Below are 19,868 nucleotides of genomic sequence, written 5' to 3'. Positions count from 1 at the left end.
AAAATAAGCGGCAGCACATCCGGATGCTTCCTGACCGGATGGCTGCCGCCCCTTCAGCTTAGGGAGCCGGCCTGCGTTTCGAATCGCAAGTGGTTAATCATTAGCCTGAACGGTTACCGGCATGCCGGATGAATCATGCGGCTTGCTCTGCATGGCCAGCAAAGCCTGCTCCTTATTGAGCAGCCCTTCCCAGCGGGCCACGACGAAGGTTGCGACGGTGTAGCCGATAATGTTGACCGTCGTGCGGAAATTCCCCATAATGCGGTCAGGTGCAAGCATCAGAGCAACGGCTGCGATGGGAATAGAGCCTGTGCTTGCCGCAGTAGCTGACAAGGCGACGAACGCCGAGCCCGGAATGCCGGCCATTCCCTTGGAAGTCAGCAGCAACACGGCGAGAAGTACGATTTGCTCATATATGCTGAGTTCTACACCGGTTGCTTGCGCCAGGAAGACAAGCGCCAGCGACAAGTAGATAGAGGCGCCATCGAGGTTGAAGGAGTAACCCGTTGGAACTACGAGCCCGACAACCGAGCGGTCGCAGCCCGCTTTTTCCAGCTTGGTCATAATTTGCGGCATAACAGCCTCTGTCGAGCCGGTCGCAAATGAAAATACAATTTCCTCACGTACAAGCATAATGGCTTTCCACAGACCGATTCCGACAAAAACACGCATAATCACTTCCAGAATGAGCAGGAAGAGGAGACAAGCTACCGTCATGGCGAGGAACAGCTTGCCGAAGGCAAGCAGCGTCTGCATACCATACTGGCTTACGGTGAACGCCATCGCGCCAAAGGTCGCAATTGCGGTCAGCTTCATGATGAAGCCCATAATTTGAAAAATAACTTGGCTAATATGCTCCAGCAGGTCAATAAGGACCTTCGAGGTCTTGCCTCCTACACGCACTAGAGCGAAACCGAAGAAACAGGATACAAGCAGCACCTGCAGCATTGTGTTCGTGACAAACGCCGATACAACGCTGTCTGGAATAATGTTCATAAAGAATTCAGTTCCATGAGGGAGCTCGGAGTTCTTGGTCGCTTTACTTACATCGTCGGTAGAAAGCGAGGCGGGATCCACATTCATCCCTGCACCCGGGTTCATAACGTTCGCAACAAGCATGCCGATAATCAGGGCGATTGTCGTTACAATCTCAAAGTACAGCAGCGCTTTGCCGCCGATCCGGCCGACCGTCTTGATATTGCCGACCTTTGCAATGCCCAGCACGACAACTACAAAGACAAGCGGAGAAATAATCATCTTGATGAGTTTGATAAAGCCGTCTCCGAGCGGTTTCAAAGCGATTCCGAATGAAGGCCAAAGATATCCGACCACGATACCCAGTACGATGGACATAAGAATTTGAAAGAACAGGCCTTTATAAAAAGGCTGGCGGACCTTGGCAGCTTTCTTGTTCATGTTTGTCATCCTCCCAATCGTTTTTTCATAGATTCGAACCTGCCGATGTTTTTGTGACAGTTCCCCCTCAATGCGCACCTTTCATGTTAGTTTTTATAACTTATCTTGTTCTCTATGGACTCATTATAATCGATCGTTTTCCGCAAAACACTATACAATTTAAACAAAAGTGACCACATTTTTTGTTTATGTTGTATAATCAATACACAGCATGATAGGTATTGATGATATTTTACAAATAATAGGGTTAACTAATCTGCCATTAGCGAACGGAGGGATACAATTCTATGAAATTAGCGGAGCTTCTCAAAATTCCGTTTCTTCTGGAATCCAAAGTTATATGCGGCTTTCAGGGGCTGAACCGGGATGTCCGTTCCGTCAATATGATGGATGCCCCGGATATTATTGATTTTGTGAAGCCTGACGAACTGTTGATCACCACGGCTTATGCCTTAAAGGACCGTCCGGAGGAGCTTGTAGCGCTTATCCCCGAATTATCGGCGGCGGGCTGTGTCGGACTTGGAATCAAAAAGCGTTTCTGGTCCGCGATCCCCCAAGAGGCCGTCGCCGTTGCCAACGAGGTCGGTTTTCCGCTGATCGAGCTGCCGCTCAACGTATCGCTCGGCGATCTTATTAACCAGGCCATCGACTCGATTCTGGACAAGCATGCCGATACGCTGCGCAATGCGCTGAAGAGCCACCGCCAATTTTCCAGCCTGATTCTGAAGGGGCAGGGGATTCCCGAAATTGTGCGCGATTTGGCCGAGCTGCTGGACAGCCCCGCCATACTTCTGGATCAAAGATTGAATCTGATCTCGGCTTCCTCGCATTTCCGACAGCAGGCCTATCAAGACCTGCTTCCGCATATCCGCGAGTTGGCAAGCCGGCTTCCGAATGAAGAACGCACGTTCATAAGCTTTCTTGCGGATGCCGTTCCCGGAGGACTGAATTATATTGCCGCGCATCCCATATTGACGTACCAGCCGCAGGGCTTCCTGCTGATCCTTCAGCAGTCTGACGAGCTTCAGCCGCTTCCGGTCATGATCATGGAACAGGCCGCCAACGTGATCAGCTTCGAGCTGCTCAAGAAGCAGGCGGTTAAGGAGCGCTCCAGACGCTACAAGAATGATCTGTTTACGGACATCGTTAACGGGTTCATGACCTCCGAGCAGGAATTGATTCACCGGGGGAAGCGGTACGGATTGGCCGAAATTTTGCCCTCGCTGTGCATTGTGATTAAGCAGGATGAGGACCTTGGCAGAAGGGGAAATGCTCTCCCGCCTTCCGAGGAGCAGCAATTGTCCAAGCGGGAAGAACTGTACGAAATCTTGAAGGATGCGTTCCGGTCGCGGGGGCATTCGTTTGTCCTCTTTAGCAATAAAGACCAGTTTGTGCTGATTCTCTCTGTCTCCAAAGATAAGACTACTCCCGTGGACACGGAACGGATGCTCCGGGAGCAGCTGACCGAAATCAGTGACGATCTGTATCATCGGGAGGGGATATCCTTATCGGTCGGAGTCGGAAATCCGGTTGACCGCCTGACGGAGCTTCCCGTTACCTACAAGGAAGCGGTTGAAGCGTGGGAGACCGCCCACAGCAGCAAGAAGCGGCGTTTTGTTCAGTTTTATCATGTGAAGAAGCTGACGGATCTTCTGCGGATGCTGCCGATTGAAGAGCTGAAGAAATACTATGATGACACCTTTAAAGAATTGAACCGGCTGGAGGCAAAAGAAAGGCAGGAGCTGATGCGCACGCTGGTCGCCTATCACGATAACAACTGCCAGATTGCCGAGACGGCGAAGCAGCTGTTCGTGCATCGGAATACCGTCGTCTACCGGCTGGGAAAATGCGAGCAGCTCACCGGACGCAAGATCAGAAATACGAGCGACAATCTGCGCTTTAAGGTTGCCTATCTGATGGAGCAGCTTATTGACGCGGATTAAATGTGGCGCGTCGCCCAATTCATCCCGTAGGCAGCACCATTAAGATTACAAATACATACTATAAATTTGACTGTATCCCTTTACCTTGTTAGACCAAACAATCCCGGGCAAGGAGGGGTGACACCATTGAAGGGGAACGAACATCACAGCAAATTCTTGTTAACGCATCGTGAACGTGAAGTATTCGAACTTCTTGTTCAGGACAAAACGACGCGCGATATCGCCGGCTTATTATTTATCAGCGAGAAGACGGTTCGCAACCACATCTCCAACGTTATGCAAAAATTGAATGTAAAAGGCCGTTCGCAAGCGGTTGTCGAGCTGATCAAGCTTGGGGAGCTGAAGATATAGACGGGGCCTGCGATTATGCGTTAAGCCTTCTTTTAGCCTGATGGGCGAAAGGAGGTTTTTTGTTTGCTTGATGAACCAAATCGCCGACAAGCAGACGCTGCAATGGAATTGCTCATATGACTCTGAAAGGATTTCTGGAAATGCTTACAATACGAAAATATGAAAACCATTAATAACAGGTTGTCAGTTGATGGAACCTGTTTTTTAATGCGGTTTTTGTATTTAAACGGGGGAAAAAATTTGTTAGAGTGTAAAACGTAAACAATAAACCGCTTACAAAAAGCGGAATTGAAAATGATGAGGGGGGGCTTTTGGTGAAGGATAAAGTTGTAAACGGTATGCAGATTTTTGCAAGAGCGATTGTTGTTCCGGTTTTATTTTTGCCGATCGTCGGTTTGATATTGGCAATTACTTCCATTTTGGGCAATCCGACGATTGTTGGAGAAGGCAGTTCCTTAATCAATGTCGGCAAGTTCATGGCCAGCGGGGTTTGGCCCATTTTAACCAACTTGGGAATTGTCTTCTGTGTTGGCATCGCGATGGGAATAGCGAAAGAAAAGAAAGCGGAAGCGGCGCTTATAGCTCTATTGTCATACTTGACATTTCTGGGTGCTAACAACGAGTGGCTTAAGTTAACGGGAAAATTAATCAAATATACAAATCCCTCTGAATTGCAGGGAACCGGGCAAACCATCGTATTAGGCTTTCAAATCATTGATATGGGTGTTTTCCTTGGAATGATCCTCGGGGTCGTCGTAGCGCTTGTCCATAACAAGTTTTGCAATAAAGAGTTGCCGGGAGCAATTTCATTGTATGGCAACACCAAGCTGGTATATATCGTTTTAGTTCCGATTTTAACCGTACTGGCTGTTGTGTTCAGTTATGTTTGGCCATTTGCTGCCAGCGGTATTCGGGGTACAGCGAATTTCATTAATTTCTCAGGTTCGATAGGCGTGTTTATATACGGATTTTTAAACAGATTTCTCATACCTACAGGATTACACCATCTCGTATATTCACCATTCCTCTATTCTAACATGGGTGGCGAATTGACTATAAACGGGCAAACGTATTTGGGCGCTTACAATATATTCCTGGCGCAGATAACAGACCCATCTGTCAAGCTGTTTGATCCATCCTCAAAGTTCTTGCAATACGGTATGGTTAAAGTTTTCGGTTTGGTAGGAGCGGCTCTGGCCTTTTATAAAACAGCGAAACCAGAAAAAAAGAATACGTTAAAAGCCCTTTTAATACCAGCGGTAGCAACTTCATTTTTGGTCGGCATAACCGAACCTATCGAATTTACATTCTTGTTTGTGGCGCCGTTTCTATGGGTAGTTCACTCGGCTTTGGACGGCATATTTGAGGTTATTTCAGTACTCTCGGGGGTTAGAGCTTTTGGGGCAGGCGGACTCATAGAATTCCTGACTTTTAATTTGCCTGCAGGAATCGGCAGAACAAGATGGCCTATCTTTGTTGGCATAGGACTTGTCGAGCTCGCGACATATTACGCTGTATTCACCTTTTTAATTAAAAGGTTTAACCTCAAGACCCCTGGCCGGGAAGATGACGAGGTTGAGGTGAAACTGTTCACCAAAAAAGATTACAAAGAGAAAATTAACCAAAAATCCGGCGAGACAGCCACAGGCGCAGACAAAGATACCGATTTAGCTGCGGCTATAGTGGAAGCCCTTGGAGGCAAGGAGAATATTGAAACCGTTGACAACTGCTTCTCCCGTTTGAGGATCAAGGTAACAGATGCAGCTGTCGTTGATGAACTGGGTTTAAAGAGTACAGGAGCAGCAGGCGTTATTAAAAATGGAGATAACATTCAAGTCGTCTATGGGACTAAAGTCAATGGGGTCAGAAATGCCGTTGATAAATATCTTGCTGGTTAAGCTTTTGCCAATCAAAGAGGTGTTAAATTTATTCATTAAATTTAATATACAAAAAAGTGGAGAGAGGGACGAATCATGAGTAAAAAGTTTACTGTAACAATCGCAGGCGGAGGAAGCACATTTACGCCGGGTATCGTCTTAATGCTGTTGGATAATCTGGACAAATTCCCTATTGGAAAACTAAAGTTCTATGATAACGATAAGGAAAGACAAGATATCATAGCCGGAGCATGCGAGGTTATTTTAAGAGAACAAGCGCCGGACATTGAATTTGTCGCGACTGTTGATCCGGAAGAAGCCTTCACAGATATCGATTTTGTTATGGCTCATATCCGGGTCGGCAAGTACGCAATGCGCGAGTTGGATGAAAAAATCCCTTTAAAATACGGTGTGCTGGGTCAAGAAACCTGCGGCCCCGGTGGAATTGCTTATGGAATGAGATCCATTGGCGGAGTCATTGAAATCCTTGACTACATGGAAAAATACTCGCCAAATGCATGGATGCTTAATTACTCGAACCCGGCGTCAATCGTTGCCGAAGCGACCCGCAGTTTGAGACCGAATTCCAGGATTTTGAACATTTGCGATATGCCGATAGGTATTGAAGCGCGGATGGCTGAAATTTCAGGATTAGAGTCCAGAAAAGATATGACCGTCCGTTATTATGGACTGAATCATTTTGGCTGGTGGACGGATGTTCGCGATAAAGACGGAAATGATTTAATGCCGAAAATCAAAGAGCATGTCGCAAAACATGGCTATGTTGTTTCGGTTGGAGACAGCCAGCACACGGAAGCAAGCTGGAATGATACCTTCGCTAAAGCCAAAGATGTGTATGCTGTGGACCCTGACACATTTCCTAACACCTATCTGAAATACTACTTATTCCCGGATGATGTTGTTCAGCATTCTAACATAGAATATACACGAGCAAATGAAGTCATGGATGGAAGAGAAAAGTTTGTATTTGGCGAGGCCAGAAAAATTATCGAACAGCAATCTACAGAAGGCTCCGGATTGCATATTGATGAACATGCTACCTATATTGTTGACCTTGCAAGAGCCATTGCCTTTAATACGAAAGAAAGAATGCTGATGATTGTCGAGAATAACGGGGCCATTGCCAATTTTGACCCTACGGCAATGGTTGAGATTCCTTGTCTTCTTGGCAGCAGCGGACCGGAACCGCTGGCTATGGGTAAGATTCCTCAATTCCAAAAAGGGCTTATGGAGCAGCAAGTTTCTGCAGAAAAATTAGTGGTCGAAGCCTGGATCGAAAAATCGTATCAAAAGCTGTGGCAAGCCATTACCCTTTCCAGAACAGTACCCAGCGCATTCGTCGCGAAACAGATTTTGGATGATCTGATCGAGGCCAACAAAGACTTCTGGCCTGAATTGAAATAAAAACAGGTATAATTTTCTACAAAACGATGGAGTCTGGTCAAAAGCAGTTTCAATCTGCTTTTGACCGGCTCTTTTTTTGCGCGCGCCTAGCCAGACTACACATTGAAAAAACTTTACAAATCAATTATCATACATACATTAATAAAACACTTTTAAAATGTGTAAAAATAAAAAAAATGGAGCGGAAATGATATACGAAAAAACAAATAATATGGAAGTAAAAAGGATAAACCGAAATCGTATCTTTCGGCTAATTTATCAGAATGAGAAGCTTTCCATGCATGAAATTGCCTCTTGTCTCGGCATGAGTCTGCCAACCGTTGGACAGAATTTGAAGAACTTGCAGAGTGAGGGCCTTATTACGGAGAACGGCGTCTTTGAATCCACGGGCGGAAGAAAAGCAAGAGCCATTTCCTGTATCAAAGACGCCAAACTTGCCGTGGGATTGGACATTACAAATAATCACCTTAGTCTTGTGCTGGTTGATTTAAGCGGAGAAATTGTAAAGAGCACTCGTGTGTCTAAGATTTTTGAAAATTCGCAAGATTATATAAAAGAAATTGGGGAATTGGTCAGCGGATTTATCGAAATTTCTAATATTGATAAATCTAAAGTTTTAGGAGTCGGTATAGCAGTACCCGGGATTTTATCCGATGATAAACAAACGGTGGTATATTCCCATGCGCTCGGCTTAGCGGATCGCAACGGGCCTGATTTTACCAAAAACATTTCTTATCCATGTGTTCTAAGCAACGATGCGGATGCAGCCGGTCTTGCAGAACTGTGGAATACGGAAGCAGTAAAAAATGCAGTCTATCTTTCGCTTAGTAACACCGTTGGCGGCTCTATTCTTTTGGATAACCGGCTTTATCCCGGAGATAACCAGCGTAGCAGCGAGTTTGGACATATGACGATTGAACTGAACGGAAGGACTTGTTATTGCGGAAAGCGGGGATGTCTGGATGCCTACTGTTCCGCCTCCGTTTTATCAAACGGTACGGACGAAGGCCTGTCCGATTTTTTTGATCTGCTAAAAAAAGGTGGTAAAAAGCAGGAGGAAATGTGGAAGGAATATCTAAGCTATCTTGCCGTTGCGGTTAACAATTTAAGGATGCTGTTTGACTGCGACGTGATTTTGGGTGGATATATCGGTGCTTATATTGAAGAATATGTGGTTGAGTTAAGACTCCTTGCGGCAGAATCCAATACCTTTGAGCCGGATGGCAGTTATTTAAAGGTGTGCCGGAATAAAAGGGAAGCGGCGGCCGTGGGCGCGGCTCTGCTGCATATTGAGCGATTTTTAAGCCAGGTTTAAGGTTAATTCAACAACGATGACCCAAAAGAAATCGACCTCCGGTTGGTTTCTTTTTTTAAATTATTGACATTTCGCCAAACCTGGAATACTATCTTATTAAGATACTTTTATAAAAGTTATTACATAAATCTGCAAGGAAAGAACAGCTTCCTCTACACCTTAACATGAAAGCGCACACAACTAATTTTTGCCTTTTAACGGCGGTTATGATTGCCACGGTACTTTTGCATCCAGGATAGCGCAGCTATCCGGTATCAAAGCCTGCTGTTGAGGATATGATCACACCAAACAAAGCGAGCAACTGAAAGGAGACTAGGAACAATGGAAGGTAAAATGAAAGTGGCGGTTATGAATGGTATTGGCAAGATGGGGTTTATCGAGAGGGAGATACCCAAAGTTGCGGACAATGAGGTGCTGGTGAAGCTTGAATATGTGGGCATCTGCGGCTCCGATTTGCACTACTACGAAACCGGCCGAATCGGAGATTACATTGTGAAGCCCCCGTTTGTCCTCGGCCATGAACCGGGCGGGACAGTGATGGAAATTGGCAAGAATGTCACCAATCTCAAAGTAGGTGACAAAGTTGCGCTGGAGCCGGGAAAAACCTGCGGACGCTGCGAATTCTGTAAGACAGGTCAATACAACCTTTGTCCTGATGTGATATTTTTTGCCACCCCGCCGGTTGATGGCGTTTTTCAGGAGTATGTCGCGCATGAGGCCGATCTTTGCTTCAAACTGCCTGACAATGTCAGCACTCTGGAGGGTGCACTGATTGAGCCGCTTGCCGTCGGTTTTCATGCGGCAAATCAGGGCGGCGCGCATGCCGGTCAGTCCGCTGTGATCATGGGTGCAGGCTGTATAGGTTTGGTCACATTGCTTGCTTTAAAGGCAATGGGACTTACTGAAATCTATGTAGTGGACGTTATGCAAAACCGTTTGGAGAAGGCTAAGGAACTGGGAGCTGCGGCAGTCATTAACGGCAAAGAAAAAGATGTTGTGAAAGAAGTTATGGAGTTGACCGGCGGCACGGGCTGCGATCTTGTATTTGAAACAACAGGTGCGGAAATTATAACCCAACAAGCCGTATTCATCACCAAGAAAGGTGCAAACATCGTATTTATAGGTTATAGTAAAAGCGGATTAGTCAATTTACCACTCAGTCTTGCGATGGATAAGGAACTTACTTTTAAGACTGTGTTCCGATACAGACATATCTATCCCATGGCGATTCAGGCAGTCGCTAGCGGCAAGGTTAACCTAAAGGGAATTATCACACACGTCTTCGATCTTGATGATGTTCAGAACGCCATGGACTCAAGCATCAGAAATAAAACGGAAATTGTGAAAGCAGTTATTAAAATTGAAAAATAAATAGATAGCCATTTTATATGGAGAAGCGGGCATGCTAAGCTGATCAGCATCGCGAAGTCCTATGGATAGCAGCTTTCGCGAGTAATCATGCCCGCAGAGGCTCAATGGATTTCTTATATCAAATTTGAAATTATTTATGTAGGTGACAACGATATGGGTTTAGATATCAGCAAGCTGGTTGACAAATATCAGTTGAATCAAACGGAAGAAAAAATATTATTATATATTATGGACAATATAGAGAATGTGAAAGAAATAGGGGTAAGAGGCATCGCTAAGGAATTTTATACATCTACAACTACAATTATGAATTTGGCGAAAAAATTGGGCCATACCGGCTTTCTGGATATGTACTATCATCTTGTTTTTACATTGAAGGATAAAAAGTCTCAATTTTCCGGCGAAAAAAATAATCAATTCTACGGTGTTGATCTGGAACAATTATTATCATTAATAGATCACAAAAAAATAGACGATTTTGTAAACTTGCTGCTCCAAAACAAAAATGAAATTATATATACTTTCGGAGGAGGATTCTCTACACCTATTACGGAATATATAACCAGAAAATTAATCGTTCTTGGATTTAAATGTATCTATTCCGAACCCATTGAAAGCTATGATGTAAACCCTATTCAGGCAAAATTGTTTATCAATGTTTCCAAATCCGGAGAAACGGATTCTTTGCTGAGAATGTCGCATTCGGCAAAGAAAAATGGAATTAAAATTATTTCATTTACAGGAGATTCAGAAAATTCTTTATCCAAACTAGCGGATATGCATTTAAAAATAGTGGATATGAATGCGATGGATGACCGTAATAAGTCAGCCTCTTCTTTCTATGCGAATGTGCTGATGTTGTTTGAGTTTTTGATTGGTGAATATTTGGAGAAAATAAAGGAAGACTCTATTAAAAATTGACATAACGAGAACAACATACTCTTATTTTGGAAACGTGTTACTTTTCTAAAGTACACGTTTTTTTACGTTGTGAAATTGTTTACACAAGTAAACGCTCTAATATAATATCGGTGTATAGAATAAAGAATCTTCACTATAAATCATTTGGAGGTATTTCTCATGTTTAATAAAATTAAAGCGCTTATATTTCAAGATAAACCGGAGCAGCAGCAAGAAGATGGCTTTATTATTCCTATTTCCGGGGAAATTATCGATTTGGGCCACGTGCCGGACGAAGCATTTTCCCAGCGGTTGATGGGGGACGGATTTGCCATTCAACCTGAGAATGGAGAAGTCTTCTCGCCGGTGGATGGAGTCGTTACGACAGTGGTTCCCAGCAAGCATGCTTTTTCCATAAAAAGCAATTCCGGGATTGAATTTTTAATCCATTTTGGCGTGGATACAGTAAAGCTAAAAGGTGAAGGCTTTGATGTTTATGTAAAGGAAGGAAGTGTAGTTAAAGCGGGGGACTTAATCTTAAAGGTTAGCCTTGAACAAATCAAGGACAAAGTGCCTTCTGTTGCTGTTTCGGTTATTTTTATCGAACTGAACGGAATGAGCTTCAGTTACAAGACCGGCAAAGTAGCAGCAAAGGAAAAAGACGCTGTTACTATACAATATGAGGACATGCAATGAAGATCGAGCATATTGCACTGTGGACGAGTGACCTTAAGAATATAAGTGTTTTTATACGAAGCTTTTATGCAATCGCTAACAATAAATATACCAATCAGATTGAATAGTTTGCATCTGTTGAATTGGTAAGGCCTGAGCAAAAATCAGTTTAATAACGGGGAGTCGGTAAACATGAGGGCAGCGGTATTTAAAGGAAAGCATCAAATGGAAGTGTTAGATTGGAAAACGAAGGATCTCGAACCGCATGAGGTGCGAATTCGGGTCGAAAGTTGCGGCATTTGTGGTACGGATCAGCATATTTATCATGGCCACCCCGGATCTGCGGCGGTCAACCCGCCGATCGTGCTCGGCCATGAACTGGCAGGCGAAGTGATAGAGTTGGGGTCTGGGGTTTCGAACTTGAAGCTAGGAGACAGAGTATCGATAGATCCGAATATTTATTGCGGCGAATGTGAATATTGTCGGAGTGGTCGGCCTCACTTGTGCGATCACCTTCAAGCAATCGGCGTGACGCGAGACGGTGGCATGGCGGAATATTGCATTGTTCCTGCGGCAAACGCCTACCTTATCCCGAACGAGATGAGCTATGTAGAAGGTGCGATGGTAGAGCCTGTCGGTTGTGTCTTGCACGGATTGAAGAAAATCGATGTTCGCCCGGTTCATACGGTACTCATTATTGGTGGCGGTTTCATCGGCCAATTGTTCCTCCAGCTTGTAAAAAAACAAGGAGCGGCAAAAATTATTGTCAGCGAACCTGCGGTGGAGAAACACGAGCGGCTTCTTGAACTGGGGGCGAACGAGGTCGTGCAGCCAACGAGTCCGGAAACGGTACAACATTTGATGAATATTGCAGATGTCGTAATTGAATGCGTGGGACGCAAAGAATCAATGGAGCTTGCAATCAAAGCAGCCCGAAAAGGAGGTCAAATCCTTCTGTTCGGCGTACCTTCGCCAGACACTCTGATTAATGTTTCGCCGTTTACCATTTTTTCAAAAGAGCTTAGCATAAAGGGATCCTTTATTAATCCTTTCACACATGAAGAAGCGATTTCTTTCATTCGGCAAAACATAGTACGGATTGAGCCATTAATCAGCCATTATTTCGCACTAGATGACATTCCGGAAGTGATGGGAAAATATCCGCAAATGAATGTAGCGAAAGGTGTAGTCACTCACTCTACATAAATATGCGCGATCCCACAGTCATCCAAGGGTTTTTATAAAAAAGTGAGCCGTTTGCCTTTTACATCTTCAAGACATTGCATTCAACCTGGAAGTGTTTTGGCAATCTCTTCACATTTCATCTTCACCTCGTTGTCTATGATGCATTCGCGGTACCATCAGACAATGAAATAAATGAGGTGAAATTATTCCTTCTGATTGGATGAAGAGTTGGATGAAGAGATTTGCCTCATATAGACCTTAGGATAGGAATATAGTTGATTACATTGCTGGTATACTGATTCCTTTGCGCAAAAATATACGGAAAGCATAATGGCTTCAGTACTTGTCTATATGATCTTGATTAAAAACAGCGAAGGGGAGACCCCTTCGCTTTTTTACTTAAGTACGTATTGCTAAGGTGCTTTTAGTTCCAAGTAATTTGTTGAGAGAGTTGTCATTCGTTCGAAAGTAAGTGTCTGCGGAGTATTCCTTTACAACAAGGAGATGTAACCTTTAAACAATTTCGAGTACCTTAATTTTTACTTGACATTAAATAGACAAATAACTATCGACATAATATGACATAAATTAATAATATAGCATGCTATGATTCACTGTGAATGTTTGGGACTAAGGCCAGATGGAATTGATACTTTAGGCCCTGGCAGAGATTTTGATATTTAAGAAAGTGGAGGGAGAAAAGTGATTGTTAAAAAGAGAATATTTAAAAAAATCATTGTATTTGTGCTTGTCTTCTGTCTAACAATGTTGCCTTTCAGTACCTTATTCGCTAGCGCGGCTTCAGACATCAAAGGGCACTGGGCTGAGGCACAAATTTCAGAATGGATTGAAAATGGTCTAATATCTGGTTATCCAAATGGAGAGTTCAAACCTAATAAGTTAATTACTAGGGCAGAACTAATTGTTTTAATCAATAAATCCTTTGGATTTGTAGAGAAAAAGGAAGTTAACTTTAAAGATATTACTGATTCAGACTGGTATTATACTGAGCTTTTAAAAGCAAATGCTGCAGGATACATATCTGGGTATTCAGACGGATCATTTGGGCCAAATAATAAGGTGAGCCGCCAGGAATTGGCTGTAATCATAAGTAAATTGTTGAAACTTTCAACGTCTGACTCAGGTACCAGGTTTAACGATGCAAAAGAAATTTCCGTATGGAGTAAAGGGGCAGTCGGTTCAGTTTATGATGAAGGGATTATAACAGGATATTCGGACAATACATTTCATCCTAAATCATCAACAACCCGTGGAGAGTCAGTTGTAATATTAGATAGAGCTTTAGACCTTAGAAACAAAACTATAGCCTATAACGAAGCGGGCGTATATGGTCCTGAATCAGGGAATGTAACAGTGAATCAAAATGTTGTAGTAAACTCTCCTAATGTTACCATTAAGAACACAACTATTAAAGGGAACTTGTTGTTAGGAGAAGGGATTGGTGAAGGAGAGGCATTCATAAAGAATGTTACTGTAACTGGTACAACGACAGTTATGGGTGGCGGATCTCATAGTATTCATTTTGAAGATTCAATAATGAGTGACGTCATTGTTGACAAGAAGGATGGTAATGTAAGAGTCGTTGTTGAGGGAACAACCAATATAAATGATCTTCAGATTCAATCTACAGCAAAAATCGAGTCTGCTGAAGGGGCTTCTATTGACACGGTTACATTATCAAAAGATCTTCCCAAAGACTCACAGATAAGTTTAGCGGGGGACTTTATAGCTGTAAATGTCTTAGCACAGAATATTATTGTAGAAATACCAAAGGGTAGTATACAAAATCTAAATATTGATAAAGAAGCAAATGGTAATAAGTTAACTAATAATGCAAATATTGAATCTATTGCAATAAATGCAAGTATACAAGTTTTTGGTGATGGTAAAATCGACAATGCAATTATTAATGCTACAGGAATTTCAATGGAGCAACCACCTAGTAAAGTCGAGGTAGGGAAAGATGTCTCATCAGATGTAACTGTCAATATTGGTGGCACTGATAAAGCAGCAAATACAGTTTCAGCTTCCCCAACACCGATCATTCCAACAACATCAACAGTTATTGGAGGATCACCAATATCACCAACAACACCAACAGCAACACTGACGCCGACCGTAACACCGACACCAACAGCAACACCGACGCCGACCGTAACACCGACACCAACAGCAACACCGACGCCGACCGTAACACCGACACCAACAGCAACACCGACACCAACAGCAACACCGACACCAACCGCAACACCAACAGCAACACCGACACCGACCGTAACACCGACACCAACAGCAACACCGACACCAACCGCAACACCAACAGCAACACCGACACCAACAGCAACACCGACACCGACCGCAACACCGACACCAACAGCAACACCGACACCAACAGCAACACCGACACCGACCGCAACACCGACACCAACAGCAACACCGACACCAATCGCAACACCGACGCCAACAGCAACACCAACCGCAACACCAACAGCAACACCGACAACGACCGCAATACCGACACAAGCAGCAACACCGACAACGACCGCAATACCGACACCAAGCAATATTGCGGGGAAAGTAAATTATTTTGGTGGGTCCGTTATTGAGAAAGGAACCATATACCTATATAGATCAGATTCGGGGCCTAACCTTATTTATGAATCTCAAGTGATACGTGGAGCATTTAACTTTAATTTACCTGATGGAACCTATGTTGTGTATAAACTTCAGGATTCCGTTAACGAAGAGCAGATTTCACTTTACTATACCTTTAAAGTAGTTAACGGCCAGTCTGATCCAATTTTGCTTGATATAACAATACCTAAGAAATACGAAGGTAAAATAATAAATGAAGATGGAACTTCTATTAATGATGGTTGGCTATCTGTATCAAGTAAAAGTTCAACTTCTTATTCTCACTATAACGCTCAGGTGAAAAATGGGGGATTTAGCATTAACTTACCTGACGGTTCATATGAGGTTAACAGTTATTCTAATTCGGTTAACCAAGAGCAATTTACTCTTTCTTATGCATTTTCGGTAAAGGATGGTGTGACTTCTCCAAATCCACTTAGCATCACAATAAAAAATAAAAATGTATTCGGTACTGTTAGACATGAAGATGGGACGCCTGCAGGTAATGAATCAATTTATATAAGAAATACAGTCATTAATTCAACTTATACCTATAATAACGTTCAAGTTAAGAATGGGCAGTTCAGTCTGTATTTACCTGATGGTAAATATGAAGTATTTAACCATTATAATTATGATGCACAAGAATCAACCCAACTATCGTATACCTTTACGGTGGCCGACGGGAAGACGAATCCAAATCCACTTAGCATTATAATAAAGACTAAGAACGTAATCGGCACAGTGGCATATGAAGATGGGGCGTCTGCAGGTAACGGATCAGTTTCTATACGATCTACTGTTACTAACTCACCCTATAGCTATTACAACGCTTCAGTAAAAAACAGTCAGTTCAGTCTATATCTACCTGATGGTAAGTATGTGGTAGATTACTACTACAACTCTGATGCACAAGAATCCACTCAACTTTCGTATACCTTTACGGTTGTTGATGGGAAGCCGACTCCCAATCCACTGAGCATCAAACTAAAGAAAAAGAATGTAATCGGCACAATGGCATATGAAGATGGGACGTCTGTAGGTAATGGGTCAATTTCTATACGAACTACCGTTACTAACTCAACCTATAGCTATTTCTATCCTCAGGTGAAAAACGGCCAGTTCAGTCTGTATTTACCTGATGGTAAGTATGTGGTAGATTACTACTACAACTCTGATGCACAAGAATCCACTCAACTTTCGTATGCTTTTACGATTGTTGACGGGAAGCCGACTCCCAATCCACTGAGCATTAAACTAAAGAAAAAGAATGTAATCGGCACAATGGCATATGAAGATGGGACGTCAGCAGGTAATGGGTCAATTTCTATACGAACTACCGTTACTAACTCAACCTATAGCTATTTCTATCCTCAGGTGAAAAACGGCCAGTTCAGTCTATATCTACCTGATGGTAAGTATGTGGTAGATTACTACTACAACTCTGATGCACAAGAATCCACTCAACTTTCGTATACCTTTACGGTTGTTGATGGGAAGCCGACTCCCAATCCACTGAGCATCAAACTAAAGAAAAAGAATGTAATCGGCACAATGGCATATGAAGATGGGACGTCTGTAGGTAATGGGTCAATTTCTATACGAACTACCGTTACTAACTCAACCTATAGCTATTTCTATCCTCAGGTGAAAAACGGCCAGTTCAGTCTGTATTTACCTGATGGTAAGTATGTGGTAGATTACTACTACAACTCTGATGCACAAGAATCCACTCAACTTTCGTATGCTTTTACGGTAGTCGATGGGAAGCCGACTCCCAATCCACTGAGCATCAAACTAAAGAATAAGAATGTAATCGGCACAGTGGCATACGAAGATGGAACATCTGCAGGTAATGGGTCAATTTCTATACGAACTACCGTTACTAACTCGACCTATAGCTATTACAACGCTTCAGTGAAAAACGGCCAGTTCAGTCTGTATTTACCTGATGGTAAATATGAAGTGTATAACCATTACAATTATGATGCACAAGAATCCACTCAACTTTCGTATGCTTTTACGGTTGTTGATGGGAAGCCGACTCCCAATCCACTGAGCATCAAACTAAAGAATAAGAATGTAATCGGCACAATGGCATACGAAGATGGGACATCAGCAGGTAACGGATCAGTTTCTATACGAACTACCGTTACTAACTCAACCTATAGCTATTACAACGCTTCAGTGAAAAACAGTCAGTTCAGTCTATATCTACCTGATGGTAAGTATGTGGTAGATTACTACTACAATTATGATGCACAAGAATCCACTCAACTTTCGTATGCTTTTACGGTTGTTGATGGGAAGCCGACTCCCAATCCACTGAGCATCAAACTAAAGAATAAGAATGTAATCGGCACAGTGGCATATGAAAATGGGACGTCAGCAGGTAATGGATCAGTTTCTATACGAACTACCGTCACTAATTCAACCTATAGCTATTACAACGCTTCAGTGAAAAACGGTCAGTTCAGTCTGTATTTACCTGATGGTAAATATGAAGTGTATAACTACAACAGTTATGATGGACAAGAATCCGCTCAACTTTCATATGTTTTTACGGTAATTGACGGGAAGTCGACTCCAAATCCATTGAGCCTCATACTAAAGAAGATAATTGGTACAGTGGCATACGAAGATGGGACGTCAGCAGGTAATGGATCAGTTTCTATACGAACTACCGTCACTAACTCAACCTATAGCTATTTCTATCCTCAGGTGAAAAACGGCCAGTTCAGTCTGTATTTACCTGATGGTAAATATGAAGTGTATGGCTACAACAATTATGATGCACAAGAATCCACTCAACTTTCGTATACCTTTACGGTTGTTGATGGGAAGCCGACTCCCAATCCACTGAGCATCAAACTAAAGAATAAGAATGTAATCGGCACAGTGGCATACGAAGATGGGACATCTGCAGGTAATGGGTCAATTTCTATACGAACTACCGTTACTAACTCGACCTATAACTATTACAACGCTTCAGTGAAAAACGGCCAGTTCAGTCTGTATTTACCTGATGGTAAATATGAAGTGTATGGCTACTACAATTATGATGCACAAGAATCCACTCAACTTTCGTATGCTTTTACGGTTGTTGATGGGAAGCCGACTCCCAATCCACTGAGCATCAAACTAAAGAATAAGAATGTAATCGGCACAGTGGTATATGAAAATGGGACGTCAGCAGGTAATGGATCAGTTTCTATACGAACTACCGTCACTAATTCAACCTATAGCTATTACAACGCTTCAGTGAAAAACGGTCAGTTCAGTCTGTATTTACCTGATGGTAAATATGAAGTGTATAACTACAACAGTTATGATGGACAAGAATCCGCTCAACTTTCATATGTTTTTACGGTAATCGATGGGAAGCCGACTCCAAATCCATTGAGCCTCATACTAAAGAAGATAATTGGTACAGTGGCATACGAAGATGGGACATCTGCAGGTAATGGGTCAATTTCTATACGAACTACCGTTACTAACTCGACCTATAACTATTACAACGCTTCAGTGAAAAACGGCCAGTTCAGTCTGTATTTACCTGATGGAACTTATGAAGTGTATAACCATTACAATTATGAAGCACAAGAATCCACTCAACTTTCGTATGCTTTTACGGTTGTTGATGGGAAGCCAACTCCCAATCCACTGAGCATCAAACTAAAGAATAAGAATGTAATCGGCACAGTGGCATACGAAGATGGGACATCTGCAGGTAATGGGTCAATTTCTATACGAACTACCGTTACTAACTCAACCTATAGCTATTACAACACTCCAGTGAAGAACGGCCAGTTCAGTCTATTTTTACCTGATGGAACTTATGAAGTGTATAACCATTACAATTATGATGCACAAGAATCCATTCAACTTTCGTATGCTTTTACGGTAGTCGATGGGAAGTTCGAACCGATTCCTCTTACAATCACAGTGCGTATTAATGACTTAGTTGGGATAGCCAGTTAATTTTATTAAATTTTTAAAAAAATTGAATTAATCTACGAGAAAAAAGATCCGAGACATCTCTATATGTCTTGGATCTTTTATCGTTACTATTTTAGAATTCAAATAACTGTATATTCATCATTGTTACATACTTTCTTCACAGATAAGTCTTAACGTCTATTTCCTTTCCATCGATCAATCCCAGCAGATATGCTTCAACTTTTCGTTAATAGCGGTTTTTACCCGCAGTAATTTGCTGTTCCCCATGGTACTTCAGTTACTCGTGCTGTTTCCACAAGCTGCGGAACCAGTTCAGGTTAAGTATATCGGAATGGCTAGATAAGCCTTCCTAATTCTTGTCTTCTTTCAGTTTTCTTTTGAATCAACTCGGTTCCACACGACGGTGCCTTTAAGTAGGATTGGGGAGGAGGAGTTTAATCGAGGAGATTGACCATTCTATGTTATGCCTGGATGAAATTCCTTCTTCGCTTAGTTTTTGTAATAGCGAAAAAGCCTACTCCTTGATTTAGATAAATATCATAGGTCAGTCTTACGATATTAGCCTTAGGTTCGTACATCTAAGTTCTTTGTCTTCTAAGTCGATAACTGTATGGGCTTTGTAAGAGTTATTTCACGTTGATTAGCAGCATGGAACATGTTGTCCATAATACATTTACGAATACGCCCACGTTCAAATTCAGCGACTGTGCCCACTACTTGTAACGTTAATACTTCTATACTTTGTTTATACTTAGTCATTTCGAAGCTTCAACAATGCGATTGGACAAACTTATC

The 19,868-nt window shown here is 42.6% G+C and carries 11 protein-coding genes; 10 read left to right on the top strand and 1 reads right to left on the bottom strand.

Translation table 11 applies throughout. The annotated features are described in order from the left end of the window. Positions 1-93: 93 nt before the first annotated feature. A complete protein-coding gene (locus G5B47_RS14660; protein ID WP_165099375.1) occupies positions 94-1,416 on the bottom strand; it encodes a cation:dicarboxylate symporter family transporter in 1,323 nt (440 codons plus the stop codon). Positions 1,417-1,703: 287 nt separating this feature from the next. Here G5B47_RS14660 and G5B47_RS14655 point away from each other — a divergent pair, with 287 nt between their 5' ends. The 10 genes from G5B47_RS14655 to G5B47_RS14610 all read left to right on the top strand — a co-directional run bounded on the left by G5B47_RS14655 (position 1,704) and on the right by G5B47_RS14610 (position 19,094). Beyond that, complete coding sequence (locus G5B47_RS14655; RefSeq protein ID WP_165099372.1) at positions 1,704-3,359, top strand: PucR family transcriptional regulator; 1,656 nt, start codon at positions 1,704-1,706, stop codon at positions 3,357-3,359. Between the two features lie 126 nt (positions 3,360-3,485). Further along, entirely contained in the window at positions 3,486-3,710 is a 225-nt protein-coding gene (locus G5B47_RS14650) for a helix-turn-helix domain-containing protein (protein ID WP_019908812.1), read from the top strand. Positions 3,711-4,024: 314 nt separating this feature from the next. Beyond that, positions 4,025-5,608 carry a PTS transporter subunit EIIC gene (locus G5B47_RS14645; protein WP_165099369.1) on the top strand — a complete coding sequence of 528 codons (1,584 nt, stop codon included), beginning with the start codon at positions 4,025-4,027 and terminating at the stop codon, positions 5,606-5,608. Positions 5,609-5,683: 75 nt separating this feature from the next. Next, a complete protein-coding gene (locus G5B47_RS14640; RefSeq protein WP_165099367.1) occupies positions 5,684-7,012 on the top strand; it encodes a 6-phospho-alpha-glucosidase in 1,329 nt (442 codons plus the stop codon). Between the two features lie 187 nt (positions 7,013-7,199). Continuing rightward, positions 7,200-8,327 carry an ROK family transcriptional regulator gene (locus tag G5B47_RS14635; RefSeq protein ID WP_206107366.1) on the top strand — a complete coding sequence of 376 codons (1,128 nt, stop codon included), beginning with the start codon at positions 7,200-7,202 and terminating at the stop codon, positions 8,325-8,327. Between the two features lie 321 nt (positions 8,328-8,648). Beyond that, the gene (locus G5B47_RS14630) at positions 8,649-9,698 is read left to right on the top strand and encodes an NAD(P)-dependent alcohol dehydrogenase (RefSeq protein WP_165099364.1); all 1,050 of its coding nucleotides are present in this window, start codon (positions 8,649-8,651) and stop codon (positions 9,696-9,698) included. A 153-nt stretch (positions 9,699-9,851) separates the two neighbouring features. Continuing rightward, a complete protein-coding gene (locus G5B47_RS14625; RefSeq protein ID WP_165099362.1) occupies positions 9,852-10,619 on the top strand; it encodes a MurR/RpiR family transcriptional regulator in 768 nt (255 codons plus the stop codon). Positions 10,620-10,778: 159 nt separating this feature from the next. Beyond that, a complete protein-coding gene (locus tag G5B47_RS14620) occupies positions 10,779-11,294 on the top strand; it encodes a PTS sugar transporter subunit IIA (protein WP_165099359.1) in 516 nt (171 codons plus the stop codon). Between the two features lie 171 nt (positions 11,295-11,465). Next, on the top strand, positions 11,466-12,479 hold the full coding sequence (locus G5B47_RS14615) for a zinc-dependent alcohol dehydrogenase family protein (protein WP_165099357.1): 1,014 nt from the start codon (positions 11,466-11,468) through the stop codon (positions 12,477-12,479). A gap of 681 nt (positions 12,480-13,160) precedes the next feature. Further along, complete coding sequence (locus tag G5B47_RS14610; RefSeq protein ID WP_165099355.1) at positions 13,161-19,094, top strand: S-layer homology domain-containing protein; 5,934 nt, start codon at positions 13,161-13,163, stop codon at positions 19,092-19,094. The last annotated feature ends 774 nt before the right edge of the window (positions 19,095-19,868 follow it).

This window comes from Paenibacillus apii, assembly GCF_011043685.1.
Classification (GTDB): Bacteria; Bacillota; Bacilli; order Paenibacillales; family Paenibacillaceae; genus Paenibacillus_AQ; species Paenibacillus_AQ sabinae.
This window is presented reverse-complemented; position numbering and strand designations above follow the sequence as displayed.